25 protein-coding genes and 1 pseudogene are annotated in these 26,096 nt (G+C 57.9%); 6 read left to right on the top strand and 20 right to left on the bottom strand.

All coding sequences use genetic code 11. The features are described 5' to 3' along the window. Positions 1–29: 29 nt before the first annotated feature. The 5 genes and pseudogenes from RDN66_RS23285 to RDN66_RS23265 all read right to left on the bottom strand — a co-directional run bounded on the left by RDN66_RS23285 (position 30) and on the right by RDN66_RS23265 (position 5,191). Positions 30–818 carry an MBL fold metallo-hydrolase gene (locus RDN66_RS23285; RefSeq protein ID WP_202218115.1) on the bottom strand — a complete coding sequence of 263 codons (789 nt, stop codon included), beginning with the start codon at positions 816–818 and terminating at the stop codon, positions 30–32. Positions 819–858: 40 nt separating this feature from the next. Then, positions 859–1,704 (bottom strand): annotated as a pseudogene (nhoA, locus tag RDN66_RS23280) (N-hydroxyarylamine O-acetyltransferase). A gap of 78 nt (positions 1,705–1,782) precedes the next feature. After that, positions 1,783–3,435, bottom strand: coding sequence for an iron ABC transporter permease (locus RDN66_RS23275; RefSeq protein WP_202218021.1), 1,653 nt, complete (start codon positions 3,433–3,435; stop codon positions 1,783–1,785). Between the two features lie 98 nt (positions 3,436–3,533). Continuing rightward, positions 3,534–4,493 carry an ABC transporter substrate-binding protein gene (locus RDN66_RS23270; RefSeq protein ID WP_202218020.1) on the bottom strand — a complete coding sequence of 320 codons (960 nt, stop codon included), beginning with the start codon at positions 4,491–4,493 and terminating at the stop codon, positions 3,534–3,536. Further along, entirely contained in the window at positions 4,490–5,191 is a 702-nt protein-coding gene (locus RDN66_RS23265) for an ABC transporter ATP-binding protein (RefSeq protein ID WP_202218019.1), read from the bottom strand. The genes RDN66_RS23270 and RDN66_RS23265 overlap by 4 nt, the downstream gene beginning before the upstream one ends. A gap of 212 nt (positions 5,192–5,403) precedes the next feature. Between RDN66_RS23265 and RDN66_RS23260 the strand changes: the two genes are divergently transcribed. After that, positions 5,404–5,985, top strand: coding sequence for a flavin reductase family protein (locus RDN66_RS23260; protein WP_035897394.1), 582 nt, complete (start codon positions 5,404–5,406; stop codon positions 5,983–5,985). A gap of 91 nt (positions 5,986–6,076) precedes the next feature. Here the strand turns inward: RDN66_RS23260 and pptA are convergent, their stop codons facing one another. Together pptA and RDN66_RS23250 are read right to left on the bottom strand one after the other, a co-directional pair. Continuing rightward, positions 6,077–6,304, bottom strand: a complete 228-nt coding sequence (gene pptA, locus RDN66_RS23255) for a tautomerase PptA (RefSeq protein ID WP_035897392.1) — start codon at positions 6,302–6,304, stop codon at positions 6,077–6,079. A gap of 71 nt (positions 6,305–6,375) precedes the next feature. Further along, complete coding sequence (locus RDN66_RS23250) at positions 6,376–6,930, bottom strand: AAA family ATPase (RefSeq protein WP_202218018.1); 555 nt, start codon at positions 6,928–6,930, stop codon at positions 6,376–6,378. Positions 6,931–7,032: 102 nt separating this feature from the next. On the opposite strand from RDN66_RS23250, the gene RDN66_RS23245 reads away from it, so the two are divergent. Continuing rightward, on the top strand, positions 7,033–7,926 hold the full coding sequence (locus RDN66_RS23245; protein WP_202218017.1) for a LysR family transcriptional regulator: 894 nt from the start codon (positions 7,033–7,035) through the stop codon (positions 7,924–7,926). Here RDN66_RS23245 and paaY read toward each other — a convergent pair. The 13 genes from paaY to paaA all read right to left on the bottom strand — a co-directional run bounded on the left by paaY (position 7,919) and on the right by paaA (position 19,115). Further along, a complete protein-coding gene (gene paaY, locus RDN66_RS23240) occupies positions 7,919–8,515 on the bottom strand; it encodes a phenylacetic acid degradation protein PaaY (protein ID WP_202218016.1) in 597 nt (198 codons plus the stop codon). The two genes, RDN66_RS23245 and paaY, sit on opposite strands and share 8 nt — an antisense overlap. Before the next feature lie 11 nt (positions 8,516–8,526). Further along, complete coding sequence (gene paaX, locus RDN66_RS23235) at positions 8,527–9,453, bottom strand: phenylacetic acid degradation operon negative regulatory protein PaaX (RefSeq protein ID WP_167540431.1); 927 nt, start codon at positions 9,451–9,453, stop codon at positions 8,527–8,529. A gap of 134 nt (positions 9,454–9,587) precedes the next feature. After that, on the bottom strand, positions 9,588–10,904 hold the full coding sequence (gene paaK / locus RDN66_RS23230; protein ID WP_035897384.1) for a phenylacetate--CoA ligase PaaK: 1,317 nt from the start codon (positions 10,902–10,904) through the stop codon (positions 9,588–9,590). Positions 10,905–10,932: 28 nt separating this feature from the next. Further along, complete coding sequence (gene pcaF, locus RDN66_RS23225) at positions 10,933–12,138, bottom strand: 3-oxoadipyl-CoA thiolase (protein WP_202218015.1); 1,206 nt, start codon at positions 12,136–12,138, stop codon at positions 10,933–10,935. Continuing rightward, entirely contained in the window at positions 12,138–12,560 is a 423-nt protein-coding gene (paaI, locus tag RDN66_RS23220) for a hydroxyphenylacetyl-CoA thioesterase PaaI (RefSeq protein ID WP_035897858.1), read from the bottom strand. The genes pcaF and paaI overlap by 1 nt, the downstream gene beginning before the upstream one ends. Continuing rightward, positions 12,553–13,971, bottom strand: coding sequence for a 3-hydroxyacyl-CoA dehydrogenase (locus RDN66_RS23215; protein WP_202218014.1), 1,419 nt, complete (start codon positions 13,969–13,971; stop codon positions 12,553–12,555). Before RDN66_RS23215 ends, paaI begins: the two co-directional genes overlap by 8 nt. 3 nt (positions 13,972–13,974) lie before the next feature. After that, positions 13,975–14,763 (bottom strand): 2-(1,2-epoxy-1,2-dihydrophenyl)acetyl-CoA isomerase PaaG, encoded by a 789-nt coding sequence (paaG, locus tag RDN66_RS23210; RefSeq protein ID WP_202218013.1) that lies wholly within the window; start codon positions 14,761–14,763, stop codon positions 13,975–13,977. A 2-nt stretch (positions 14,764–14,765) separates the two neighbouring features. Then, positions 14,766–15,533, bottom strand: a complete 768-nt coding sequence (gene paaF / locus RDN66_RS23205) for a 2,3-dehydroadipyl-CoA hydratase PaaF (protein WP_202218012.1) — start codon at positions 15,531–15,533, stop codon at positions 14,766–14,768. Continuing rightward, the gene (gene paaE / locus RDN66_RS23200) at positions 15,530–16,600 is read right to left on the bottom strand and encodes a 1,2-phenylacetyl-CoA epoxidase subunit PaaE (RefSeq protein WP_202218011.1); all 1,071 of its coding nucleotides are present in this window, start codon (positions 16,598–16,600) and stop codon (positions 15,530–15,532) included. Before paaE ends, paaF begins: the two co-directional genes overlap by 4 nt. A gap of 7 nt (positions 16,601–16,607) precedes the next feature. Further along, positions 16,608–17,108: a 1,2-phenylacetyl-CoA epoxidase subunit PaaD gene (gene paaD / locus RDN66_RS23195; protein ID WP_202218010.1), complete on the bottom strand. Its 501-nt coding sequence runs from the start codon at positions 17,106–17,108 to the stop codon at positions 16,608–16,610. Positions 17,109–17,120: 12 nt separating this feature from the next. Then, on the bottom strand, positions 17,121–17,876 hold the full coding sequence (paaC, locus tag RDN66_RS23190) for a 1,2-phenylacetyl-CoA epoxidase subunit PaaC (protein ID WP_202218009.1): 756 nt from the start codon (positions 17,874–17,876) through the stop codon (positions 17,121–17,123). A 7-nt stretch (positions 17,877–17,883) separates the two neighbouring features. Next, a complete protein-coding gene (paaB, locus tag RDN66_RS23185) occupies positions 17,884–18,171 on the bottom strand; it encodes a 1,2-phenylacetyl-CoA epoxidase subunit PaaB (protein WP_032943000.1) in 288 nt (95 codons plus the stop codon). An 11-nt stretch (positions 18,172–18,182) separates the two neighbouring features. Next, positions 18,183–19,115 carry a 1,2-phenylacetyl-CoA epoxidase subunit PaaA gene (gene paaA / locus RDN66_RS23180; protein ID WP_202218008.1) on the bottom strand — a complete coding sequence of 311 codons (933 nt, stop codon included), beginning with the start codon at positions 19,113–19,115 and terminating at the stop codon, positions 18,183–18,185. 285 nt (positions 19,116–19,400) lie between these two features. Here paaA and paaZ point away from each other — a divergent pair, with 285 nt between their 5' ends. The 4 genes from paaZ (at position 19,401) to RDN66_RS23160 (ending at position 25,884) form a co-directional block, all read left to right on the top strand. Beyond that, positions 19,401–21,446 carry a phenylacetic acid degradation bifunctional protein PaaZ gene (gene paaZ, locus RDN66_RS23175; protein WP_202218007.1) on the top strand — a complete coding sequence of 682 codons (2,046 nt, stop codon included), beginning with the start codon at positions 19,401–19,403 and terminating at the stop codon, positions 21,444–21,446. A 248-nt stretch (positions 21,447–21,694) separates the two neighbouring features. After that, positions 21,695–23,962, top strand: a complete 2,268-nt coding sequence (gene tynA / locus RDN66_RS23170; protein WP_202218006.1) for a primary-amine oxidase — start codon at positions 21,695–21,697, stop codon at positions 23,960–23,962. A 249-nt stretch (positions 23,963–24,211) separates the two neighbouring features. Then, positions 24,212–24,583 (top strand): glyoxalase superfamily protein, encoded by a 372-nt coding sequence (locus RDN66_RS23165; protein ID WP_202218005.1) that lies wholly within the window; start codon positions 24,212–24,214, stop codon positions 24,581–24,583. Between the two features lie 644 nt (positions 24,584–25,227). Beyond that, positions 25,228–25,884, top strand: a complete 657-nt coding sequence (locus tag RDN66_RS23160; RefSeq protein ID WP_202218004.1) for a hypothetical protein — start codon at positions 25,228–25,230, stop codon at positions 25,882–25,884. Positions 25,885–26,096 lie beyond the last annotated feature (212 nt).

The raw sequence follows: 26,096 nt of genomic DNA, 5'->3' as shown, positions 1-26,096 counted from the left end.
GTAGCCCGGCCAAGCGAAGCGACGTCGGTCTACAGGGTGAAGGTGTCGCCGGTTGCCGGGGAGATAACCTCCGGCAGCCACAGTTTTCCCCACGCGCCGGTGCAGTGGCAGCCCATGATTTTATCGGGCTTAAGCTGCTGTAAAAATTGCCTGACCTGCCAGAGCGTGCGCGGTGAAGCACTGCGCAGATGAAAACCGCCGATAATCGCGTGAACCTTGTTGATGCCGGTAATCCGCTGGCAGTGCCGCACGATGTTGATAATCCCGCGATGCCCGCAGCCGGTAATAATGACCAGCCCGCGTTCGGACAGATAAATCAACACCCCCTCATCAATCACGTAATCCGTTTGATCGCCGGTCACCCCGTAGGCTTTGGGGCTATCAACGGCTATTTCGCCTGACCAGATAAAACGGTCACTAATGTGCAGCGGCGCGCGGGTGTACTCCATACGATGGCGAGCGTAATCAATCTCCAGCGACAACTTTTTGATTTTATGGTTGCGCCCCGCCACGTTCAGCGCGGCATAGCGCTCGTTGCCGATGGTCGGATGGCAAATAATGCGGCTGTTATCCGGCAGCCAGGGTACGCCGCCGCAGTGGTCGTAATGACCGTGTGAAAGCACCGTCGCCGTGAGGTTATCTAGCGAAATGCCCATCTGCGCGGCATTGTGCCGGAAACTGTCATCAGGGCCGGTATCGAAAAGAATCGAGGTGGTTTCATCCTCAAGCAGCAGGCTTAGTCCCGCTTTGGCTCGGAGTCCGCTATCGGCACCACGAGCCAGCTGGTTTTCAAGCAATACGCGAAGCGTTAATGCCATCATCTCATCCCTGAAGGTTACGTTATGACGTAAACGTATATTATTTCCCGGCTTCGGGGTGGGTGTCGAATGCCGCCATTATGGCTTCCAGCTCGCTAACGCTAAAGCCGTATTTCGGGTCGTCTACGCCCAGACCAAAGCGGATTTGCAGCGCCTCGTACAGCGCGGGCACGTCCGGGAAATCTATCTTCTCGACCACGTGGTTGTTATCCCAGTGGGTAAAGTGGAAGTTGGTCAGCGTCATTTTTCCACCGTCCGGCAGGTGACGACACATCAGCAAATGGTGACGGAAATGCGACTGCGGCCAGTGCGCCGACCAGAAGTTGCCCATCACGTAATCTGACGCATACTGACGACCTAAATCGAAGTGATACATCGACTGCCAGTGATCGTGGTGGCTGAACTGTAAAATCCATTCCTGATTTTCATACAGCAGACGATAGTCGCCGTGCGGTGTTGTCTGGGTAATATCCGCCAGCAGCTTGATTGGCGCGGTCAGCGTCTGCCCGCCAAAGCCTACGTCAGCAATCCAGCGCTCGCCGTCAACGTCCACCAGCAGCAGGCGGTGGGTTCGCGGCGGCATCTACGGCGGATGCGATAGCACCACGCGGCCCAGCAGGCTGCGCACGTGGAAACCCAGTTCGCGCAGCACGCGCTCAAACAGACCGTTTTGTTCAAAACAGTAGCCGCCACGACGTGCGTGAACCAGCTTGTCTTCCAGTGATTGATCGTCGAGGTGCATCTCGCGCGGCAACAGCACGTCAAGATTCTCGAACGGAATGGCGCTGTTGTGGTGGATATGCAGACTGCGCAGCGTCTCAATGGATACGTCAGGGGTTCCCGTCCAACCGAGACGGGCAAAATAGGCGCTTAAGAAAGGGGTCATCAATGCCTCCAGCGTTGGTGTCCGTTCTTTATAACCTATTTTGCCCGGTCCACTGACCGATTTGTGCGATCGGTTAACCTACCGTGTACTTCTCTGCATTAACCCCAGCGCGGTCAGCATTAACGCCAGCCCGACGAACAGCGTCAGGCTCGCCATCGCCATCCCCTGACCGACCGAACCCTGCTCGAACTGCCGCCAGATAAACACCGCTACGGTCTGCGTCCCCGCCGGTGCCAGCAGCAGCGAGGTCACCAGTTCACGGGAAGCAACGGCGAACACCATCAGCATCGCCGCCAGCAGCGCCGGAAACACCAGCGGCAGGACAATCAGCCGTAGCGCCTGCCACGGCGACGCACCGTGCACCCGCGCCGCGGGCTCCAGATTATTCCCCAACTGACGCAGGGCGCTGCCGACATAACGCACCGGCCACGGCAGTAACAGACAGCAATAAGAGAGCAGCAGCATAAACCATGTATTGTAAGGTGAGACCGGCCAGAACGGCTGATTCCACAGTAGAATCAGCCCAACGCCCACCACCACTCCCGGCAGCGCGGCAGGCATCAGCGACAGCGCATCGATTAGTGCGCTGCCTTTGATTTTTTGTACCAGCACCAGCCAGGCCGCCACCAGCCCGAGCAGGCCGACAATCAGCGCCGACGCCAGCGCCAGCGATAAACTGGTACCCAGCGCCGACAGCGCATCGCCCTGCTGCACGAACAGCGCGCTAAAGTGCTTCAACGTAAAGTTGCCCATGTTCAATCCGCCGGAAAGCGTCCCCATCAGGCTGGTTGCGACCATCGACGCGCCGGGAAGCAGTACCGCCAGGCCACCAACGCCGCCCATCACCAGCAGCGCAGGTAGCGTCATCACACCAAGCGACGCCCCGCTGTTCTCCCCGGGTTTTCCGGTGACGCTGGTGACCTCCGTCGTTCCCGTCAGCCGTTTTTGTAACCACCAGGCGAGCAGCGCCACGCTAATCAGCAGCACCGACAGCAGCGACGCACCGGTGAGATCGATAGGCCAGTCCGCGAGTTTTTTCTCAATACCTACGGTGAGCATCACCACGCCCGCCCGCGAGCCCAGCGCCGCGGGCACCCCGTACTCTTCAATCGCCAGAGTAAAGGCAAGCAGCATCCCCGCCGCCAGCGCCGGGGAAAGCATCGGCAGCGTGACGTGCCAGAATGCCCGCCAGGCGCTCGCCCCGTGAACCCGTGCAACAATTGCCAGCCGCTGCCCGCTCGCCAGCAGGCTGCGGGAGACGGCAAAATAGACCACCGGGAAGATATTCAGGGTCATCACCAGCACAATCCCCGTGCGGCTAAACAGTAGATCGTTCAGATCCCAACCGGTCAACTGCTGCAGGTAGCCGTTATGCTGCAACACCAGCATCCATGACAGCGCAGCGATATACGGTGGCGTGAGGAACGGAATTAAGAACAGCAGATCCCACAGCTTCGGCAGCGGCAGGTTAAACAGTCCGCGCAGCACGCCGAGCGGCAGGCCGACAATCACGCTCATCAACGCCACGCCGCAGGCAATCCATAGGGTTCCGCCGAGCATCGGCATCAGCTGCGGGTCGCTTAGTAAAGCGGCAATGCCGCTAAACGGCCGATGCAGCGAACCGGCGCTGAACTGTGGGAAAATAGCCTGCAACAGAATGAAAAAGAGCGGTAATGCCACCAGCACCACCAGAGCGATGAGGGTGACGAAAGAGAGGGATTTTTGTTTCACCCGAGGTTCCAGATTGTAGCCCGGCCGAGCGAAGCGCCGCCGGGGTTGTACACAATGCTAAATCCCGGCGTCGCTTTGCTCGGCCGGGCGACGGAAATTTACTGCCCGAACAACGTATTAAACCGAGCCAGAACGGCGCTGCGCTCGCTGCTACCATCGCTGGAGGTTGGCAGCACTTTCAGGTCGTTCAGCAACGGGCGTTTCGCCGACACATCGCTGCGAGCCGGCATCAGCCACGCTTCGGCCACCATTGCCTGCCCCTCCGGCGACAGCACGTAGTCGACAAAGGCTTTCGCCTCATCCGCATGTTGTGTGGATTTGAGGATCATCATCGGGCGCGGCGCAATCACCGTACCGCTTGCCGGGAAAATCACCTTCAGCGATTCGCCCTGATCGATATTACCGTAGGAGACATAGTCCACCGCGCCAAATACCGCCGCTTTCGCCCCCTGCATCACCGGCGTAACCGCCTGCGCGTTCGGCCCGCTCACCACCATGCCGTTCTTTTTCAGTTCATCAAACAGCGCCCAGGCTTTATCACCCATGCCATTTTGTAACCCGATCAGCAAATCGAGCGAGGCACCGGAAAGCGCCGGGTCCGGCGTGGTGACTTTGTCTTTAAACGCCGCTTCGGTCAGGTCGCGCCACTCTTTCGGCTCCGGAGTACCGCTTTTGGTGTTCCAGACAATCCCCAGCGCCGAAATACCCTGCGCCACATAGTCGGTAGATTTCAGCGCCGCCGGAACCTTATCGGCATTCCCGCTCTGATATGGCAGCAACCAGCCACGACCATGCAAGTCTTCAGCGGTGTCCCACGAGGCAGAAATCAGCACGTCCGCCTGCGGGTTAGCCTGCTCGGCTTCCAGACGGGCCATCACCTTGCCGGTGGTGGCCTGGAAGATATTCACCTTCACGCCGGTTTTCTTTTCATAGCCGCTGGCCAGATTTTTTGCCAGAGAACCTGGGCCTGCGGTGTATACGGTCAGCGCATGGGCGCTGGAAATCATCGAAGCAGATAACATCATCGCGAGCGCAACGCCTTTTTTAACGGATTTCATACAAGTTCCCCTGAGGTAGAATCAACGGTGCGAACAGCAGCAATGCTGCCCGCAGAAAGGTGCACAATTCGGTCAGCCAGCAGTTCGGCCTCGCGGCGGTCGTGGGTGACGTACACGGCGGTGATGCCGAGCTGGCGCAGCAGTCGGCTCATCTCCAGACATAACGATTCACGCAGTTCGCTATCGAGGTTGGAAAGCGGCTCATCAAACAGCAGTACCCGTGGTTCGGCGACGATCGCCCTTGCCAGCGCCACGCGCTGCTGCTGCCCGCCGGAGAGCCCGGAAGGCTTACGTTCGCCGAATCCGGAAAGTCCAACCATCGCCAGTGCGTTATTAACCCGACGCGTCCGCTCATCGCGGGCCACGCCGCGCATTCGCAGTGGAAAAGCGACGTTTTCAGCGGCAGTCATATGCGGCCACAGCGCATAGTCCTGGAAAACCATGCCGATATCGCGCTGTTCGGGCGGCAGCCCCCAGCCGGGTCTGGCAATCAGACGGTCGCCGAAATGAATTTCACCTTCAGCGGGAACGGTGAGCCCTGCCAGCAGGCGCAGTAACGTGCTTTTGCCGCAGCCGGAAGGCCCAAGCAATGCCACGATGCTGCCCGCATCGATCTGCAGGTTGATGTGATTAAGAACGGTGGTGGCACCGAAAGCGAAGGAAACGCTGTCGAGCCGAATGCCAGTTAGCGCGCGCATTTTTGCCCTCCCCGATGGGAAAGCGATGCGTCACCCGCGGTCGAAATCCGACGGGCCGCACTCACCTGCATGAAGATCAGGGGAGCCAACATATTGTTATCCTCTTTGGGACTTAGTGCTGGCGACTATAGGCAGGTGATATGACGTATTGATTACGCTTTTATTGCGATTTAGTGTGTGGTTAACCGCATCCCATTATTCAGGAAATCCTTATGAGCCGTTTTCGCCCCGTTGAACTTCACCACGCCAGCCGCCTGCTCAATCACGGCCCGACCATCCTCATTACCAGCTTTGACGTCGAGTCAAAACGGCGCAACGTGATGGCCGCGGCCTGGTCAATGCCAGTGGAGTTCGAGCCGCCGCGGATCGCTATCGTGGTCGATAAGAGCGCCTGGTCGCGGGAAATTATTGAGCGCAACGGCACGTTCGGCATCGTGGTACCAGGCGTCGCTGCCGCCAGTTGGACGTATGCCGTTGGCAGCGTCAGCGGACGCGAAGAGGATAAATTCAACGCCTACGGTATTCCGGTGGTGAAAGGCCCGGTGCTGGGGCTGCCGGTAATTGAAGAGAAATGTCTGGCGTGGATGGAGTGCCGACTGCTGCCCGCCACGGCCGCCGCCGGGCAATACGACACGCTGTTTGGCGAAGTGGTTTCCGCCGCCGCGGATGAGCAGGCATTCATCGCAGGGCGCTGGCATTTCGACGACGATAAGCGCAATACGCTGCATCATCTCGGCGCAGGAACGTTCGTCGCGAGCGGAAAACAAATCCGCGCCAACACCCCTTCAGAGTAACCAGCAAGGATAGCCCGGCCAAGCGAAGCGCCGCCGGGAATGGCACCGAGCTCCCCGGAGTCGGCTACGCCTCGTCCGGGCTACGAGAGGCTTACATGCTGTAGCCGGGTTTTTTAATCAGCTCATCCATATGTGGGGCAATCTCGGTGTCCCACACCTGCTGCCAGTCGCTCTGCTGTACCTGATTCAGGGCAACGCTAACGGCGCCCTCTTTGCTATTCAGATGGCGAATTAATACTTCGGTGATGTCCGCTGCCAGCGCGGTTTTTTGCTCGTCGTTCAGGTCGCGGGGAAAACATTTGATATCAACGTGTGGCATCTGCAGGGCTCCTTATGGTTAGAGCCATAAAGCTACCATAGCCTGGCGTAAACCACTGCCTTTTCGTGCGCTTAAGCGGTAGATTGCCGCGCTTTTTCGGCCATCAACTGCGTGATAAACGCTTCGGTTTCACGCTGATTGCGCAGCCGCACAAAGCGGATATGCTGCCAGGCAGGATCGGCCATATCCCGCAGATAACGCGCGCGGTTTGGCCGCCAGGTTTTCAGCGTCCAGAGGATAATGGAGTCACGGCTGAAGAAGGAACGCCGGAAGCTCTCCCGGTTACCGGTGCCAGGCCACAATTCCTGTTGTCGCCACGCCCGGCTTGCGGCACGCCAGACCGCCTGGCGGAAGGTGCGCCAGAAGCTGTAATCCACCCACACCACCAGATCCACGTCGCGCCATTTTACCGGGCGACTGCGATTGTAATTACCGTCAAGTACCCAACCGGGCGCAGCGGTTGCCTGCGTCAGCGCGGCAAAGAGTTCCTCATCGGTTACGCCCTGCCAGTCTGGCCGCCAGTAAAGCGTATCCATTTCGATATAGGGCACAGAAAACAGCGCCGCCAGACGCTTTGCCAGCGTAGACTTCCCCACGCCGCTGGTGCCTACCACATTGATTTTCATTGGCCTCTCACTCACGTTCCCGGGTTGCATATCGCGCGACGAACATTAAACTAAAAAAATCCCTCTGGAGCTATGAACCAGATTCATTAATGGCCACATCCCATGCTTAAAGACAACATCAACGACCTCATCTCTTTTATGGTCGTGGCGCGCGAGCGCAGTTTTACCCGCGCGGCGGCGCAGCTTGGCGTGTCGCAGTCGGCGCTGAGCCACGCGATGCGCAATCTGGAAAGCCGTCTCGACGTGCGCCTGCTAACGCGCACCACCCGCAACGTCTCCCCGACCGAGGCGGGCGAAAAGCTGTATCAGCGGCTTACCCCGCACCTGCAGGAAATTGAACAGGAGATTTCTGCGCTGCGCGATACGCGCGATCGCCCGGCGGGCAACATTCGCCTCACCGTCGGCGAGCATGCGATGAATACCGTTATCTGGCCGCTGATTAAGCCTTTTATGGTGCAGTACCCGGAAATCAATATTGAGGTGACAGTCGATAACGGCCTGACGGATATTGTCGATGCGCGTTTAGACGCCGGTGTTCGTTTAGGGGAACAGGTGGCGCGCGATATGATTGCGGTGCGGATTGGCCCGGATATGCGGATGGTCGTCGTTGGTTCGCCGGAGTACCTTACCCGCTATGGCGTTCCGCAAACGCCGCACGATTTAGCGCAACATCGCTGTATTAATATGCGCCTGCCGACGCGCGGCGGATTGTATGCCTGGGAGTTTGAACAAAACGGCGAGCCTCTGCGCGTGCGCGTTGAGGGGCAACTGATCCTAAACTGCCTGCCGCAACGTATTGAAGCCGCAGAAGCCGGTTTGGGGCTGGCCTATGTTCCTGAGGACACCGTCCTGGATGGCGTAGCCGCCGGGCGTTTACAGTGCGTGCTTGACGACTGGTGCGCGCCGTTTCCCGGTTATTATCTTTATTACCCTAGCCGCCGCCAGCACACCACCGCGTTTGCGTTGTTGGTGGAGGCGTTGCGCTACCCTAAATAGCGGATTTCGGCCGCAGGTTTTCATCAAACTCCAGACGCTTACGCCCCGGCTCTTCTTCGGTTAACGGTTCGACGGCAACCAACGTCTTCTGGCATCGTTCGACCAGCACCTGATACTCGCGCGTGCCCTGTTTCTTCCACTTAAGCTCCTGCTCGGTTAAGCTGCGAATCGCTTTAGCCGGGCTGCCGATAATCAGGTGATTGGCGGGCATTTCCGCTCGCGCTTTGACAAAAGCGCACGCGCCAACGATGCTGTTCTCACCGATGGTCGCGCCGTCGATAATCACCGCGCTCATACCAACCAACGCATTACGGCCGATCACACAGCCGTGCAGAATGGCGCCGTGGCCGATGTGCCCGTCCTCTTCCACCACCGTGTCCTGCCCGGGGAAACCGTGCATGACGCAGTTATCCTGGATATTCGCGCCATCTTTGACGACGATACGCCCAAAATCGCCGCGCAGGCTGGCGTTGGGGCCAACGTAAACCCCTTTGCCAAGGATCACATCGCCAATCAGTACGGCGGTCGGATGAACGTAGCTTTCCGTTGGCACAACCGGGGTCATCCCGTCAATCTGGTAAATCGGCATGGCTTCTCCTGTTACGCTTCGGGTAATCCCCCAAAACGCTGGTAATAGAGCGGCCCCGGCGCGGGCAGTTCGCCCACCGAGCTTTCGCCTTTTTCACTGACGAAAGCCTGCGCCCCAGGGGCAACGCGTTGATATATGTTGATACAGAGCTGGCGCGCGGTCTGGCCCAGCCAGTGGGCGGGCAGCAGCTCTTCTGGCAGCAGCGGATCCTTCAGCACCACGCGGCGATAGAAATGGATCAACAGCAGGCGAATCTGGAAGCAGCGTTCCGGCGTTAGCTCATCGGGCTCGGCATCGCGTAACAGCGGCAGCAGCGGGCGGAACAGCGTAATAAACGCCTCATACATGGCGTTCTGTTCAGTCAGATGCCAGCACTCTTCGACTCGCTCACGCAGCGCGGCGCGGGAGAGCGCCAGCGGCGAATGGGCTTCGAAGAAGATAACGTTTTCCGCTACGCCCGCTTCGTGCAGCAGCGACTGGACGTCCGCCAGCTTTTGCGATGGCGAAGCCAGAAGGCTTGGCGCAAGTACGCCAAACCCCTGCCAGATCAGCTGTTTTTTCACTTCGGCAAGGGTATTTTTTTCCAGCCCTTCGGAGAGCAGCAGCAACCAGGTACCGTCCCATTCCGGGGCGCTGGCGCGATAAATTTTGCTCTCGGCGCGACGCGTCAGGCGCAGCCCTTTATCGCTCAGGCGATAGAAACTGCGGCGGCCGATGCGCACGACGTCCAGCCACTCTTCTTTGTTGAGGCGAAACAGCGCGGTACGCACAAAACGTTCACCAAAGCCCAGCCCTTCCAGCAGCGCCGCCACGCTGCCAAGCCAGACTTCTCCACCGCGCTGAGATAAACAGTCACCGTACAGTGAGGCAATCAGCGAGGTGCCGCTGATCGGCATCGCGGTCACCGCCTGCTGAATAAAGCTATCGAGTTTTTCCATATGATTCATAGTGTTGTTGTTTTTGTCCTTTTTGAATCATAGCACAGGAATTTGTAGCCCGGCCGAACGAAGTGACGCCGGGAGTAGTTCGGTGGAAAAACCCGGCGTCGCTTCGCTCGGCCGGGCTACATTGCTTAGCCGTTGGCGGCGGCTTTACGCAGGTCAAACACGCGGCAGGCCTTGCCTTCGGAGCGTGGGATGCTGCCGCAGTTGACGATGCTGACATCCGTAGAAATACCGACCATCGACTTAATGCGATGACGCAGATGGTGGCAAATCTGGCAGCGCTGCTCGTGGCTCAGCACGAGGCTACTCTCTTTCAGCTCAACGCGAATCGAAAGTGAATCAAGATGCCCACGGCGATCGACTTCCAGCTGATAGTGCGGCGCCAGATGTTCAATTTTGAGGATCTCTTCTTCCACCTGCGATGGGAAAACGTTCACGCCACGAATAATCAGCATGTCATCGCTGCGGCCACTGATGCGATCCATCCGGCGCATGGTGCGGGCGGTGCCCGGCAACAGACGCGTCAGGTCGCGGGTGCGGTAGCGAATCACCGGCAACGCTTCTTTGGTGAGCGTGGTGAACAGCAGTTCGCCGTGCTCGCCGTCGGCAAGCGGCGTACCGTCTTCCGGGTTGACCACTTCCGGGAAGAAATGGTCTTCCCAGATGGTTGGGCCGTCGGCGGTTTCAATACACTCCATCGCCACGCCCGGCCCCATGACTTCGGACAGGCCATAGATATCCAGCGCGGTAATACCGAGGCGACGTTCAATCTCCGCCTTCATGCCGGTGGTCCACGGCTCTGCGCCGAAGACGCCGGTACGCAGCGAACAGCCGCGCGCGTCGCCGCCCATCTGGCGTTCCAGCTCTTCAATCAGGTTCAGGCAGTAAGATGGCGTGACCATGATCATGTCGGGCTTAAAATCGCGGATCAGCTGCGCCTGTTTCTCGGTCTGGCCGCCGGACATCGGGATCACCGTCGCCCCTAAACGCTCGGCACCGTAGTGCGCACCCAGGCCGCCGGTGAACAGGCCGTAGCCGTAGGCCACGTGAATTTTATCCTTCGCCGAGCCGCCAGCGGCGCGCAGCGAACGGGCGACGATGTTCGCCCAGGTATCGATATCGTTCTGCGTATAGCCCACGACGGTCGGCTTGCCGGTAGTGCCGGACGACGCGTGGATACGCACCACCTGCTCCATCGGCACCGCGAAGGTATCGAACGGATAGTTATCGCGCAGATCCTGTTTGGTGGTGCACGGGAATTTACTCAGGTCACTCAGCTCACGGAAATCATCCGGGTGAACCCCCGCCGCATCAAACTTACGGCGGTACATCGGCACATTTTCGTAGGCGTGTTTCAGCGTCCACTTCAGGCGTTCAGTTTGCAGAGCCTGTAACTCGTCACGCGATGCGGTTTCAATCGGATCTAATTTTGTTGTAGTTGTCATGTTGTAGGGTACTCGCAGGTCAATTAGCTCACACTCGCTCGAGGATCATGGCAATGCCCTGACCCACGCCAATACACATCGTACACAGCGCATAGCGTCCATTGCGTCGTTCCAGCTCCAGCGTCGCTGCCAGCGCCAGCCGCGCGCCGCTCATGCCTAACGGGTGGCCTAAGGCGATGGCGCCACCGTTGGGATTCACATGCGCTGCGTCGTCCGCCAGTCCAAGCTGTCTGAGCACGCCCAGCGCCTGGGCGGCAAAGGCTTCGTTCAGCTCAATCACGTCCATATCGTTAATATTCAGCCCGGCGCGCTCCAGCACTTTACGCACCGCCGGAACTGGCCCAAGCCCCATGTACTTCGGTTCAACGCCCGCGGTCGCCATGGCGACGATGCGCGCACGCGGCGTTAAGCCTTGCGCGGCGGCCTGCTGCTCGCTTGCGATAATCAGCGCCGCCGCACCGTCGTTGACGCCGGAAGCGTTGCCCGCCGTCACCACGCCGCCCTTACGGAACGGGGTTTTCAGCGAGGCCAGTTGCTCTAAAGTGGTTTCCGCGCGCGGATGCTCATCTTCACGCACCGCGCTGACCGCGCCTTTCTTACCGATAATCTGCACCGGCACAATTTCCTGCGCCAGAATGCCGTCGCGCTGCGCTTTGGCGGTACGCTGCTGGCTGCGGTAAGCGAAGGCGTCCTGATCGGCACGGCTGATATTTAACAATTCCGCTACATTCTCTGCCGTTTCCGGCATGCTGTCAGTACCAAATTGTTGCTGCATGAGCGGGTTCACAAAACGCCAGCCGATGGTGGTATCAAACATTTCAGCCTGACGCTGGTAAGGCGTGATCGCCTTGCCCATCACGAACGGCGCGCGGGACATGGACTCCACGCCACCGGCAATCATCAGGTCCGCATCGCCCGCTTTAATGGCCCGCGCGGCAAAGCCAATCGCGTCGAGACCGGAGCCGCACAGGCGGTTAATGGTGGTGCCGGACACGCCGTACGGATAGCCCGCCAGCAGCGTCGCCATATGCGCGACGTTACGGTTATCTTCCCCGGCCTGGTTAGCGCAGCCGAAAATCACATCGTCGATACAGGTTGGGTCTAACGTCGGGTTACGGCTCAGCAGCTCGCGCAGCGGAATCGCCGCCAGATCGTCGGCGCGAACCCCGGCTAGCCCGCCAGCGTAGCGGCCAATCGGAGTTCGAATACCGTCACAAATAAACGCATCACGCATTAGACTTCTCCTGTAATAGTGCCGCCGATGCGGTGCGATTTGCCGCGAAACAGCGCCACGGTTTTTTGCTGTTGATTCACAATTTCAATGTCATACACGCCGGTCAGTTTGCCCTGCTGTTTCACCCGCGCGGTGGCGGTGAGCAGGTCGCCGGTGAAGGCCGGACGCAGAAAATCGATGCTCGCCGCCGACGCCACCGCCGCCAGCCCCTGGCTGTTGCAGGCGTAGGCAAACGCGGTATCCGCCAGTGAAAACAGCTGACCGCCGTGGCAGGTCTGGTGACCGTTGAGCATTTTTGGCGTGACTACCATTGTCATCTGCGCAAAACCCTGGTCCATTTCGATAAGCTCAATCCCCAGCTCACGAGCGCAGGTGTCCTTCTCGTACATGGCGCGGGCATTGCGCCAGGCTTCATTACTCATGACGCATCTCCATCAGCGCTTTCTGGCGCAGCAGCGCACTTGGGCGATAGCGTTCTTCGCCGTAGTGCTGTTGTAGATTTTCCAGCAGACGCAGCACGCGTCCCCAGCCGAGCGATTCACCCCAGGCCAGTGGCCCACGCGGGTAGTTCACCCCTAAGCGCATCGCGGTATCGATATCGTCCGCGTTAGCGACGCCTTTTTGCACCGCATCCAGCGCTTCGTTCGCCAGCATAGCTACCGTGCGCCACACCAGAAGGCCCGGATAGTCGGCAATACGCAGCACGTTTTTGCCCTGCTGCTGGAAGTAGTACACCGCTTTGTCGGTGGCTGAATCCGGGTTGGTTGGCGCGCCTGCCAGCACGACGATATTTCCCGCCGCATGGTCATACACCACCACCGGGCGCTGGTGCTGCACGCTTAAGGCCAGCGCGGTTTCACCGGTGGTTTCCAGCAGCAGTACATCGTCCAATTCGGTGACAACGTCACTTTTAACGGTTTTCGCCGCGCGGTCAGCAGAAACGGCAGCCAGCGCCAGTTCAGGCTGATTTTCTACAGGCCAGCGGTAGACACCGTGCCCGCTCTTCTTGCCCAGACGCCCCGCCAGCGCCAGCTCCTGTTGCAGCAGCGACGGTAGAAAACGGCGGTCCTGCCAGAAGGCGTTAAACACCGAACAGGTCACGGCAAAGTTCACGTCCTGGCCGATAAGGTCAGTCAGCGCCAGCGGCCCCATCGGGAAACCGCCGCCGTCGCGAAGCGCCGCGTCAATCACTTCCGCGGATGCGACCTGCTCTTCCAGCGCGCGCCAGGCTTCGGCGTAGAACGGGCGCGCCACGCGGTTAACGATAAAGCCCGGCGTGGAGCGGCAGCGTACCGGCTGTTTGCCCCAGGCGGTCACGCACTGGCAAAGCTGCTCGACCACTTCCGTTGAGGTGGCAAGCCCGCTCACCACTTCCACCAGTTTCATAACCGGTGCCGGGTTAAAAAAGTGCAGCCCCGCCACGCGTTCCGGATGTTTGATGCCCGCCGCAATGGCGGTAATGGAAATAGACGAGGTGTTGCTGGTCAGCAGCGCCGACGGCGAGCAAATCTCTGCCAGTTCGCTGAACAGCGCCTTTTTAATCTCAAGACGCTCGGAGGCGGCTTCAATCACCAGCTGTGCATCGGCTAGCTGCGTTAATTCGATTGCTGGCGCAATGCGTGCCAGCAGCGCCTGCGCCTGCTCGGCGCTGACTTTGCCGCGGCTAACGCGGGCGTTCAGACGCTGGGCAATGCCGTCGATGGCGCGAGTAATCGCCTCGGCGGAAATGTCATACAGCAGCACCGAGTGGCCGGCGCTGGCCGCTACTTCAACAATCCCGGCGCCCATGGTGCCGCCGCCAATCACGGCGACGGTGTGAAGAGTCTGGCTCATGGCTTATTTCCCGCTGAACTGTGGTGGACGTTTGGCGAGGAAGGCGCTGACACCTTCGCGATAGTCGTCGCTGCGACCGGCCATGCGCTGGTAGTCGCGCTCAAGCTCAAGCTGCTCATCAAGCGTATTGGTTTCGGAAAGCTGTAAGGCTTTCTTAATCAGCCCCAGGCCGTAGGTCGGCTGAGTGGCGAAATGGCGTGCCATGGTCAGCGCGGTGTCTTTCAACTCGGCGTCGTCCACCACCTGCCAGATCATCCCCCACTGCGCGGCCTGTTCGGCGCTGAGGTTATCGCCGAGCATCAGCAGGCCGACGGCGCGAGCGCGACCGGCAACGCGCGGCAGCACCCAGCTTCCGCCGCAGTCCGGCACCAGACCGAGCTTGCTGAAGGCCATCACAAACCTCGCCGAGCGCGCGGCGAGCACGATGTCGCAGCCCATCGCCAGCGTGGCACCGGCACCTGCGGCCACACCGTTAACGGCGCAGATAACCGGCTTCGGCAGCGCGGCTAAACGGCGCACCAGCGGGTTGTAAAAGCGTTCTACCGACATGCCCAGATCCGGCGCGGGGCCGCTCGGGTCAACGTTACGGTCGTTCAGATCCTGTCCGGCGCAAAAACCGCGTCCGGCACCGGTAATCAGCAGGCAGCGAATGGTGTCGTCGCGTTCAGCCTGTTTCAGGCAATCGGCAAGCTGCTGGTGCATCACGTCGTTAAAGCTGTTGAGTCGGTCCGGGCGGTTCAGGGTGAGGGTCATTACGCCCTGTTCCACTTCGCTGAGAATGAATGCGTCCACGATTAGCGTCCTTTAAATTCCGGTGTGCGTTTTTCTAAAAAGGCGCTCACGCCTTCACGACGATCTTCAGTACCGCTCAGCAGCGTAAATAACTGACGTTCCTGCACCAGACCAGCCTGTAAGCTCACTTCATGCGCCAGACGCAGTGACTGTTTCGCCGCCCGCAGCGCCAGCGGTGAGCGGCTGGCGATGGTCGCCGCCAGCTTCAGCGCATATTCATCTGAGAGATTCGCCGGGTGAATGTCACTCACCAGCCCAGCCTGCTGTGCGCGTTCGGCGTCAATGCTTTCGCCGCTCAGCACCATGCGGCTCGCCAGCGCTTTGCCGACGCTGCGAATAAGACGCTGCGTGCCGCCCGCGCCCGGCATGGTACCGAGGGTAATTTCCGGCAGGCCAAAGCGGGCGTTATCACCGGCAATCACCAGGTCACACAGCAGCGCCAGCTCGCAGCCCGCGCCCAGCGCGTAGCCGTTCACCACCGCAATCAACGGCTTGTTGAAGGCGTCAATGCGTGCCCACAGACGCGGACGAATATCGTCGAAGGTGGCGGGCAGGTCTTTTTCTGCCATCTCGTTGAGGTCAGCACCGGCAGCGAAATAGCGCGGGTTGCCGCTAATCACGCACACGCTGATGCTGGCGTCCGCCGCCGCGGTTTCCAGCGCGTCGGCTATCTGCGTTAGCAGCGCGTTGTTTAACGCATTACGCGCCTGCGGGCGGTTCAGGGTCAGTTGCAGCACGCGGTCATGACGGGTAATCAGCAGTTCGCTCATGCCATCCCCCGCGCATCGAAGTCGACCACCACATCGCCGCTGGTTGGCAGCGCCTGGCAGCTCAGTACATAACCCGCCGCCACTTCATCGGCTTCGAGGCTATAGTTGGCGGCCATCGCCACCTCACCGCTCACCACCTTGCATTTGCAGGTGGCGCAGACGCCGCCTTTACAGGCGAACGGCAGGTCAGCGCCCTGACGCAGCGCCGCATCAAGAATGCTGTCATCTTCGGCGTTCAGCGAAATCAGGCGATCGCGGCCATCCTGACGAATAGTGACCGTGCGGCCTTCCGCCTGCACGCCGGTGGCGCGTTTCACGCTGGTACCCGGCGTATTGAAGCGTTCGAGGTGAATGGATTTTTCCGGCACGCCCAGTTCGCGCAGCGCCACTTCGGCTTCGTCCATCATCGCCGACGGGCCGCAGATAAAGGCGTCGTCAAAGCGGCTGAAATCAAGCAGCGTTTTGCCCAGTGCATGCAGCTTGGCGCCGTCAATGCGCCCTTGCAGCAGGTCGCTGTCCATCGACTCCTGGCTGAACAGATGCACCACCTGTAAACGCTGCGGGTAGCGGTCTTTCAGGTCAGCCAGCGCCTGACGGAACATCATGCTGTGGCTGCTGCGGTTGCCGTAAATCAGGGTGAACTGGCTGGCCGGTTCGGTCGTCAGCGTCGCTTCAATAATCGCCATCATCGGCGTAATGCCGGAACCGGCGGCAATTGCCAGATATTCCGCTTCACGCTCGGCCTGCGGCTGGTAGCCAAAGTGCCCCTGCGGCACCATCACCTCAAATTCCATACCCTGCTGAATATCGCTCTGGGCATAGCGGGAGAAACGACCGCCGTCGATGGCTTTGACCGCCACGCTGATTTCAGACGGCGAGCGGCTGCGGCAAATGGAGTAGCAGCGGCGTAACTCTTCCCCGCCCAGGCGGGTTTTGAGCGTCAGGTGCTGGCCCGGACGAAAGGCGTAGACGCTACGCAGTGCATCAGGAATGGCAAAGGTAATGGTGACCGAATCACGGGTTTCCGGTTCGACCTTTGCCACGGTAAGCGAATGAAATGTTGTCATCGCAGCCTCAAATACATTTAAAGTAATCAAAGGGTTCACGGCAGCTATCGCAGCGGTACAGCGCTTTACAGGCCGTAGAACCGAATTCACTAATCAGCGAGGTGTGGGTACTGCCGCAGCGCGGGCAGACCACATCCTTTGGCATCTCTTCGGCGTGGCACGTATGAGCCTGCGGCGGGCTGATACCGTACTGACGCAGACGCTCGCGGGCATCCGGGCTCATCCAGTCGGTGGTCCACGGCGGGTCGAGCTGCAGTACGATATGCACCGGCGTATAGCCGTGCTCCGCCATCACCGTCCGAATTTCACCCAGCAGATGTTCGGTGGCCGGGCAACCCGAGTAGGTCGGCGTAAAGCCAATCACCCAGCCGTCGCCGTGACGCTCAACGCGGCGCACCATACCGAGGTCGGTAATGGTCAGCACCGGCACTTCCGGGTCTGGAATGGCGCTTAACAATCCCCAGACGGTACGAACCTCCGGGGGTGCGATTGCGGCGAGACGTTGCATAGCCACCTCCTGCTACCACTGCTGGCCGGGATACGACCGCTGTAAATACTGCATCTCTGCCAGCATCGGGCCGAGATGTTCGCTGTGCAGCCCCTGCTTGCCGCCGCGACGGAACGCCGCTTCTTCAGGGATCTGCAGACCGGCGTCGAGCAGCGCGGTGTGCACCGTCGTTTGCCATTCGGCCGCTAATTCGCGCGGGTCAACGGCAATGCCCTGCTCGCTCAGGCTGATATCCAGCTCGTCGGCCATAAACAATTCGCCGGTGAAACGCCACAGGCTGTTGACCGCCTGCTGCATCAACTGCGCGGAGTAGTCGGTACCGTTGCCCAAACGCTCCAGCCAGCCGCGGCTAAAGCGCAGGTGATAACGCACCTCTTTCAGCCCTTTGGCGGCGATGGCGGCAATCTGCGCGTCACGGCTGTTAACCAGACGGCTGAACAGCGCCACGTGCCAGGCATCTATAAAGAACTGACGGGCGATGGTGTCGGCGAAATTGCCGTTCGGCTGTTCGACCAGCAGCACGTTGCTGAACTGGCGTTCGTCGCGGCCAAAGGCCAGCGTGTCTTCGTCGCCGCTGCCGTTCAGTTCCGCGGCATAGCTCAGGAAGTTGCGCGCCTGTCCCAGCAGGTCGAGGCCGATATTGGCCAGCGCCAGGTCAATTTCCAGCTCCGGCGCGTGGCCGCACCAGGCGCCTAAACGCTGGGCCAGCACCAGGCCGTTATCGCCAAGACGCAGTGCATAGGTTGCAACGGGGTTTTGCGTGTTCATCGTTGCCTCACATATGTTCCATGCCGTCTGGCACGGTGTAGAAGGTCGGATGACGGTAGACCTTGCTCTCAGCAGGGTCGAAAAACTCACCGCGTTCTTCCGGCTGGGAGGCGACGATTTCGCTCGCCTTCACCACCCAGATGGAGCAGCCTTCGCTGCGGCGGGTGTAGGCATCACGCGCGTTTTCCAGCGCCATCTGATCGTCGGCGGCGTGCAGGCTGCCCACGTGACGGTGCGACAGACCCTGTTTGCTGCGGACAAATACTTCGTATAACGGCCAGTATGTTTTGCTCATCTTTTTTCTCCTCAGGCGGCATCGCGAGCGCGTTGTTTTTCGGCATGAGCCAGCGCGGCTTCGCGCACCCATGCACCCTCTTCCCAGGCTTTGCGCTTGGCGCCCAGACGTTCGTGGTTGCAAATACCACGCCCGTTGATGACTTCATTCAGTTCCTGCCAGTCGATTTCGCCGTAGCGATAGTGACCGGTGGACTCGTCCAGATAGAGGTCCGCATCCGGCACCTTCATGCCGAGAATCCCGACCTGCGGGACGGTGTTGTCGACGAAACGCTGACGCAGTTCATCGTTGGAATGCAGTTTGATTTTCCACGCCATGCTGCGGGCGCTGTTCGGCGAGTTGTCGTCGCTCGGCCCAAACATCATTAACGCCGGCCACCAGAAGCGGTTAATGGCGTCCTGCAGCATTTGACGCTGTTCTTCACTTCCTGCCGCCAGCGCCATACAGGCTTCAAAGCCCTGACGCTGGTGGAAGCTCTCTTCTTTGCAGATTTTGACCATCGCACGGGCATACGGGCCGTAAGAGGTGCGGCACAGCGCCACCTGGTTGACGATCGCCGCGCCATCGACCAGCCAGCCGATCACGCCGATATCCGCCCAGGTGAGCGTCGGGTAGTTAAAGATGGAGGAGTACTTCATCTGCCCGTCGAGCATCTTCTGGTAGATGTCTTCACGCGCGCAGCCGAGGGTTTCCGCCGCGCTATAGAGATAAAGGCCATGCCCGGCTTCGTCCTGCACCTTCGCCAGCAGAATCGCTTTACGGCGAAGCGTTGGGGCGCGGGTGATCCAGTTACCTTCCGGCAGCATGCCGACGATTTCCGAGTGCGCATGCTGGCCAATCTGGCGGATCAGCGTCTTGCGGTACGCGTCCGGCATCCAGTCCTGCGGTTCGATGGCTGTATCCTGCGCGATGCGCTGGTCAAAGCGTTGTTCTTCTGTTGTCACGTCATCACCTTATGATTCCGATAAATTCAACAAATCAATTTTTGTGAATCATGTTGTTTTATAAAAGTTACATCTTAGTTAAATAAAACCACAAATTTTGTTTGTGAATTTTGTGATGAGTACCGCAATACCCGTTGATTTATCGCAGTTAAACCGAATCATAATCAATACACGTAAAGTGTCAGCGATCGCATTGTTAATAAATTATTAAAATCAGACTTGCTTTTCATGATTCAGAAAAGAACTATTAAAGGCAGGTTTACGTAACATATCTGGAGAAACACCATGCAGCAGTTAGCCAGCTATTTGTCCGGCACCTGGCAAACCGGCCGGGGCCGTGCCCGTACCATTCACCACGCCATCAGCGGCGAACCGCTGTGGGAAGTGACAAGCGAAGGGTTGGATATGGCGCAGGCGCGTCGCTTCGCCATTGAGCACGGCGGCAAAGCGCTTCAGGCGATGACCTTTATTGAACGCAGCGCGATGCTGAAGGCGGTCGCCAAACATCTGATGGATCTCAAGGCCGATTTCTACGCCATCTCCGCCGAAACCGGCGCAACGCGCGGCGATAGCTGGGTGGATATCGAAGGCGGTATCGGCACCCTCTTCACCTATGCAAGTCTGGGCGGCCGCGAACTGCCGGACGACGTGCTGTGGCCTGAAGATGAACTGATCCCGCTGTCCAAACAGGGTGGCTTTGCCGCACGCCACGTGCTGACGTCAAAGTCCGGCGTTGCGGTGCACATCAATGCCTTTAACTTCCCTTGCTGGGGCATGTTAGAGAAGCTGGCACCGACCTGGCTTGCCGGGATGCCTGCAATCATCAAACCGGCGACCGCTACCGCCCAACTCACCCAAGCGATGGTGAAGGCCATCATCGACAGCGGTCTGGTGCCGGACGGCGCGATTAGCCTTATCTGCGGCGGCGCGGGCGACCTGCTCGACCACCTCGACAGCCAGGACGTGGTGACCTTTACCGGCTCAGCGCATACCGGGCAGCAGCTGCGCGTGCACCCGAACCTGGTGGCGAAGTCTGTCCCCTTCACCATGGAAGCGGACTCGCTGAACTGCTGCGTGCTGGGCGACGATGTCACCCCAGAGCAGCCGGAATTTGCGCTGTTTATCCGTGAAGTGGTCCGCGAGATGACCACCAAGGCCGGGCAAAAATGTACCGCTATCCGCCGCATTATCGTGCCGCAGGCTCAGGTGAAAGCGGTGAGCGACGCGCTGATTGCTCGTCTGCAAAAAGTGGTGGTCGGCGACCCGGCGCAGGAAGGCGTGAAGATGGGCTCGCTGGTCAATAGCGATCAGCGTCAGGACGTGCAGGACAACGTTAACCGTCTGGTGGAAGCCGGATGTGAAGTGCTGCTGGGGGGCAAAGCGGATCTCAACGCGGCCGGGGCGTTCTTCCCACCAACCCTGCTGTTCTGCGCGCAGCCGGATGAAGTTTCCGCGGTGCATGCGATTGAAGCCTTTGGCCCGGTCGCCACTCTGATGCCGTATAAGAATAGCGAACACGCGATGACGCTGGCTCGCGCCGGTGAAGGCAGCCTGGCGGGCACGCTGGTGACGGCAAGCGGCGAACTGGCGCGCGAATTTATCCTCGGCGCGGCCCGCGCACACGGGCGTATTCAGGTACTGAACGAAGAATCATCGACAGAATCCACCGGTCACGGATCACCTCTGCCGCAGCTGGTACACGGCGGTCCGGGACGTGCAGGCGGCGGTGAAGAGCTGGGCGGCCTGCGTGCGGTGAAACACTACATGCAGCGCACCGCCATTCAGGGCAGCCCAACCATGCTGGCGGCGGTAAGTCAGCAATGGGTGCGCGGCGCGCAGGTGGTGGAAGATCGTATTCATCCGTTCCGTAAGTATTTCGAAGAGATCCAGCCGGGCGATAGCCTGCTGACTCCGCGCCGTACGTTAACCGAAGCGGATATCGTCAACTTCGCCTGCCTCAGCGGCGACCACTTCTATGCCCATATGGACAAGATTGCCGCCGCCGACTCCATTTTCGGCGAACGCGTGGTGCACGGTTACTTCCTGATTTCCGCCGCTGCGGGTCTGTTTGTTGATGCGGGTGTCGGCCCGGTGATCGCCAACTACGGTATGGAAAACCTGCGCTTTATCGAACCGGTGAAACCCGGCGATACCATTCAGGTGCGTCTCACCTGTAAGCGTAAAACGGTCAAACGCCAGCGCAACGCCGAAGAAAAAGCCACCGGCGTAGTGGAATGGGCGGTGGAGATTTTCAATCAGCATCAGCAGGCGGTGGCGCTGTATTCCATTCTGACGCTGGTTGCGCGTCAGCACGGGGATTTCCCGGCGTAAGACCCCGGCGTCGGCTACGCCTCGGCCGGGCTACAAAATGAACTCGTAGCCCGGCCGAGCGAAGCGACGCCGGGAATGCACCACATGAAAACCCAATGCCTCTGCGGAGGCATTTTTTGTAACTGGCAAAACTGACAAACAACCTGGCAAGCGCAAGCAAACGCTTCGTGACCTTCCGCTGTTAGCTTAAGAGACTGAAGCCGAAGTAGCAGCGGCAAGGCACAACATAACGATAAAATGAGGTCACAATGTCAAAAGGCTCGATTCGTTCAAACCGTAAAACAGCGCTGGCGCTGGCCGTCGCCCTGTTCTGCGCCTGGCAAGCTCCGGCATTTGCCCACGGCGGCGAAGCGCATATGGTTCCGATGGATAAAACCCTGCAAGATTTCGGCGCGGACGTCCAGTGGGATGATTACGCGCAGATGTACACCCTGATTAAAGACGGGGCGTTCGTGAAGGTAAAACCGGGCGCGAAAACCGCCATCGTCAACGGCAAAACCCTGAACCTGCAGGTGCCGGTGGTGATGAAAGACGGTAAAGCGTGGGTATCCGACACCTTTATCAACGACGTCTTCCAGTCGGGCCTCGATCAAACCTTCCAGGTTGAGAAAGTACCGCACCCGCTGAACTCGCTCTCTTCCGCTGAAATCAGCGAAGCGGTCACCATTGTGAAGGCCGCACCGGAGTTCCAGCCGAACACCCGCTTTACCGAGATTTCCCTGCATGAACCGGATAAACAGGCGGTATGGGCTTTTGCCCTAAAAGGCACCCCGGTTAATGCCCCGCGCACCGCCGACGTGGTGATGCTGGACGGCAAGCACGTGATTGAAGCCGTGATTGACCTGCAAAACAAAAAAGTCCTCTCCTGGACACCGATTAAAGATGCGCACGGCATGGTGCTGATTGACGACTTCGTCAGCGTGCAGAAAATTATCGATGCCAGCGACGAGTACGGCGAAGCGCTGAAAAAACACGGTATTACCGACCGCACGAAAGTGGTCACAACGCCGCTGACGGTGGGATATTTCGACGGTAAAGACGGGTTGAAACAGGATGCGCGTTTACTCAAAGTAGTAAGCTACCTGAACACCGGCGACGGCAACTACTGGGCGCACCCGATTGAAAACCTGGTGGCGGTGGTTGACCTTGAGCAGAAGAAAATCATCAAGATTGAAGAAGGCCCGGTGATTCCTGTCCCGATGGAAGCCCGTCCGTTTGATGGCCGCGACCGCGTGGCTAAAACGGTGAAACCGCTGGATATCATCGAACCGGAAGGCAAAAACTACACCATCACCGGCGATATGATCCACTGGCAGAACTGGGACTTCCACCTGCGCCTGAACTCCCGCGTGGGGCCAATTCTCTCCACCGTGACCTATAACGACAATGGCACCAAGCGCCAGGTGATGTACGAAGGATCGCTCGGCGGGATGATCGTGCCTTACGGCGACCCGGACGTGGGCTGGTACTTCAAAGCGTATCTCGACTCCGGCGACTACGGCATGGGTACCCTGACCTCGCCAATCGCGCGCGGCAAAGATGCGCCGAACAACGCCGTACTGCTGGATGAGACCATCGCCGACTACACCGGCACGCCAACCACCATTCCTCGCGCCGTGGCGGTATTCGAACGCTACGCTGGACCAGAGTACAAACACCAGGAGATGGGCCAGCCGAACGTCAGCACCGAGCGCCGTGAACTGGTGGTCCGTTGGATCAGTACCGTCGGTAACTACGACTACATCTTCGACTGGGTATTCCACGAAAACGGCACCATCGGCATCGATGCCGGAGCGACCGGTATTGAAGCGGTTAAGGGCGTGAAGGCGAAAACCATGCACGACCCTAGCGCCAAAGACGACACTCGTTACGGTACGCTGATCGACCATAATATTGTCGGCACCACCCACCAGCATATTTACAACTTCCGCCTCGACCTCGACGTGGACGGCGAAAACAATAGCCTGGTGGCGATGGACCCGGAAGTGAAGCCGAACACCGCGGGCGGCCCGCGTACCAGTACCATGCAGGTGAACCAGTACACCATCGACAGCGAGCAGAAAGCGGCGCAGAAATTTGACCCGGGCACGATTCGCCTGCTGAGCAACACCACTAAAGAAAACCGTATGGGTAACCCGGTCTCCTACCAGATTATCCCTTACGCAGGCGGCACGCACCCGGCGGCAACCGGCGCGAAGTTCGCCCCGGACGAGTGGATTTATCACCGCCTGAGCTTTATGGATAAACAGCTGTGGGTCACCCGTTACCATCAGGATGAGCGCTATCCGGAAGGGAAATACCCGAACCGTTCGGTGCACGATACCGGCCTCGGCCAGTACGCGAAAGATGATGAGTCGCTGACCAACCACGATGACGTGGTATGGATAACCACCGGCACCACCCACGTGGCGCGCGCCGAAGAGTGGCCGATTATGCCAACCGAGTGGGCCCACGCGCTGCTGAAACCGTGGAACTTCTTTGACGAGACCCCGACGTTGGGCGAGAAGAAGAAGTAAGTTGCGATTTAAGACGGCCTCAGCGATGGGGTCGTTTTTTTGTGTTCGAAGCGGAGTCCGGGCTACATTCGATTGTAGCCCGGCCAAGCGCAGCGCCGCCGGGATCGCCCCGACGTCAAACCATTAAACTTTTGTTTTCCCGCCGTTCTAAAATACGCTATCGTCATCCTCAATCTGGCACCGCCCAGCCGCATAGCAACGGCACCGCACTGCGCTATGGATCCATTGCTTATACCCACGAGGTTAGTCATGCAGCAGCATGTCAGATTTGGCCGTATCGCGGCCGTGCTCCCCGTTAAAGATATCCAGCTTGCCAAAGCGTTCTACGTTGATGGACTCCATTTTGAAGTCGTTTTCGAAAACGGCGATCCGGTGGGGTTTGTGATATTGAAGCGCGAAGAGGCGGAACTGCATTTGACGCTCCAGACACAGCATAAAGCGGCAACCTTTCCTATCGCTCATCTGCTTGTTGATGATGCTAACGCCCTATTCGCTCGTTGTCAGACGCTAGGGGCTAGGATCGTCAAAGGAATTCAGGATAAAGAGTACGGTATTCGCGCTTTTGTGTTCGCCGACCCGGATGGTAATCGGATTGATGTTGGGCAGATTATGGAAAGATAGCTCATACAGGTAGTCCGGCTGAGCGAAAAAACGTCCGTATCTTAAACCAAACCGCCGTCGACACGCTCTGTGGCGGGATTTTGACGTGATGAAAGAGATGGTGATTGAGGAGGTGCAGACAGTTTTGGATTGATGGAGGGCGGCCCAGAGATACCGGGCCGGATTATTTTTTACGGCGGAAATTTGGAGCGGATTTTGTGGGGCTGCTTTGTGCCAAAAGCAGAAGTTGGAATACCGGAGACTCTCTGATAGTGGTTCGGTAGTTTTGTAGGGATGATAACGCTGACATTAAGATGGTAATGGGGTACGCTCAATTTGCACCGGATCGTCTCAACGAAGCCATCCACTTTCCCCCCTCTTAACAACTTGGATTGAATGACGTTATGGAAAGTAGATACAAACATGACAAAGCGTCGCTGACAGCAGCTACTGATAACTGATAACTGATAACTGATATAGAGGAGTTAGTCTTGAAGTTATACACAAGTTAAGGTTAAACTGGAAGAATAAGTTTTGGTTACTGCGCCCCTCATAAGTCAGTTAACTTTGTTCATACAGTGCCAACTTTGTGAACTTTCGAAGAGAAGAAATTAATCTCTAATCTCAAAAATCACAAGATTCTTAATAACAAAAAGGGTATCCATATGGAATTACTAAATTCGATTGATTGGTATCTAACGAAAATAAATAATGCGCAGACAGCATTACTTGAAACCCCACCACCCGCAAACATTGAACACTTAAGATTTAATCATGGCGTTTACATTGAGTCTATATTTTCACTAATAGATTATATGAAAGATAATAATAACTGCATACAGAAGGATATCAAAATAACAATAGGCAGTAACCTTTTTTATTTTAGGACGCTAAGGAATTCAATTGTACACCGTGGATTTGATCTTAGCACTAGAGGTGCCGTTGTTAATGGAAATACACGAGTATTAACGCCAGACGATGTTATCGACAAGGGAGTGTTACTCCCAACACCTGTAGAGCCGTTGCTATTAAAAGCAACAATGCAACTGGATATCGTAATGAGATCAATGCTAATCCTAAAACTCAACAGTCTTGGAGCTTTAGATGAAAAAGAAATTGATGAGGATGTTGAATTTAAAAAACATTGTTCACTGATAGAAAATGATAATCGCATACCCTTATTCGTAAAAGATATGTATATGAAAAACATTGAAGAAATAAAGAAAAGTTTGAATTTTACAGAAATAAATAGAGATAGAATCAATAAGTTAAAAGATAAGTTATCACCAGTCAATACATTGATGTCGTTTTCAAAAATATAAAGCATCATATAAATAACATTAAAAAACACGCATATGAAGGCTGCTTGGCGATTAACTGATAATATGCGAACATCTTATTCTCAATCAATTAGTAAGTACTCCTAATCGAGTGTTGGCAGCCTAATTGTTAAACCAGTGGCGATTCAACTGTGAACTTCCACTTTTCGCTCATAGCCGTCCTTCACAGGTAAATCATCGTTCCCCCCAATCCC

The organism is uncultured Kluyvera sp., assembly GCF_902485085.1.
GTDB classification, from domain to species: domain Bacteria; phylum Pseudomonadota; class Gammaproteobacteria; order Enterobacterales; family Enterobacteriaceae; genus Kluyvera; species Kluyvera ascorbata.
The sequence above is the reverse complement of the archived record's forward strand: the minus strand, read 5'-3'. Positions and strand labels throughout refer to the sequence as shown.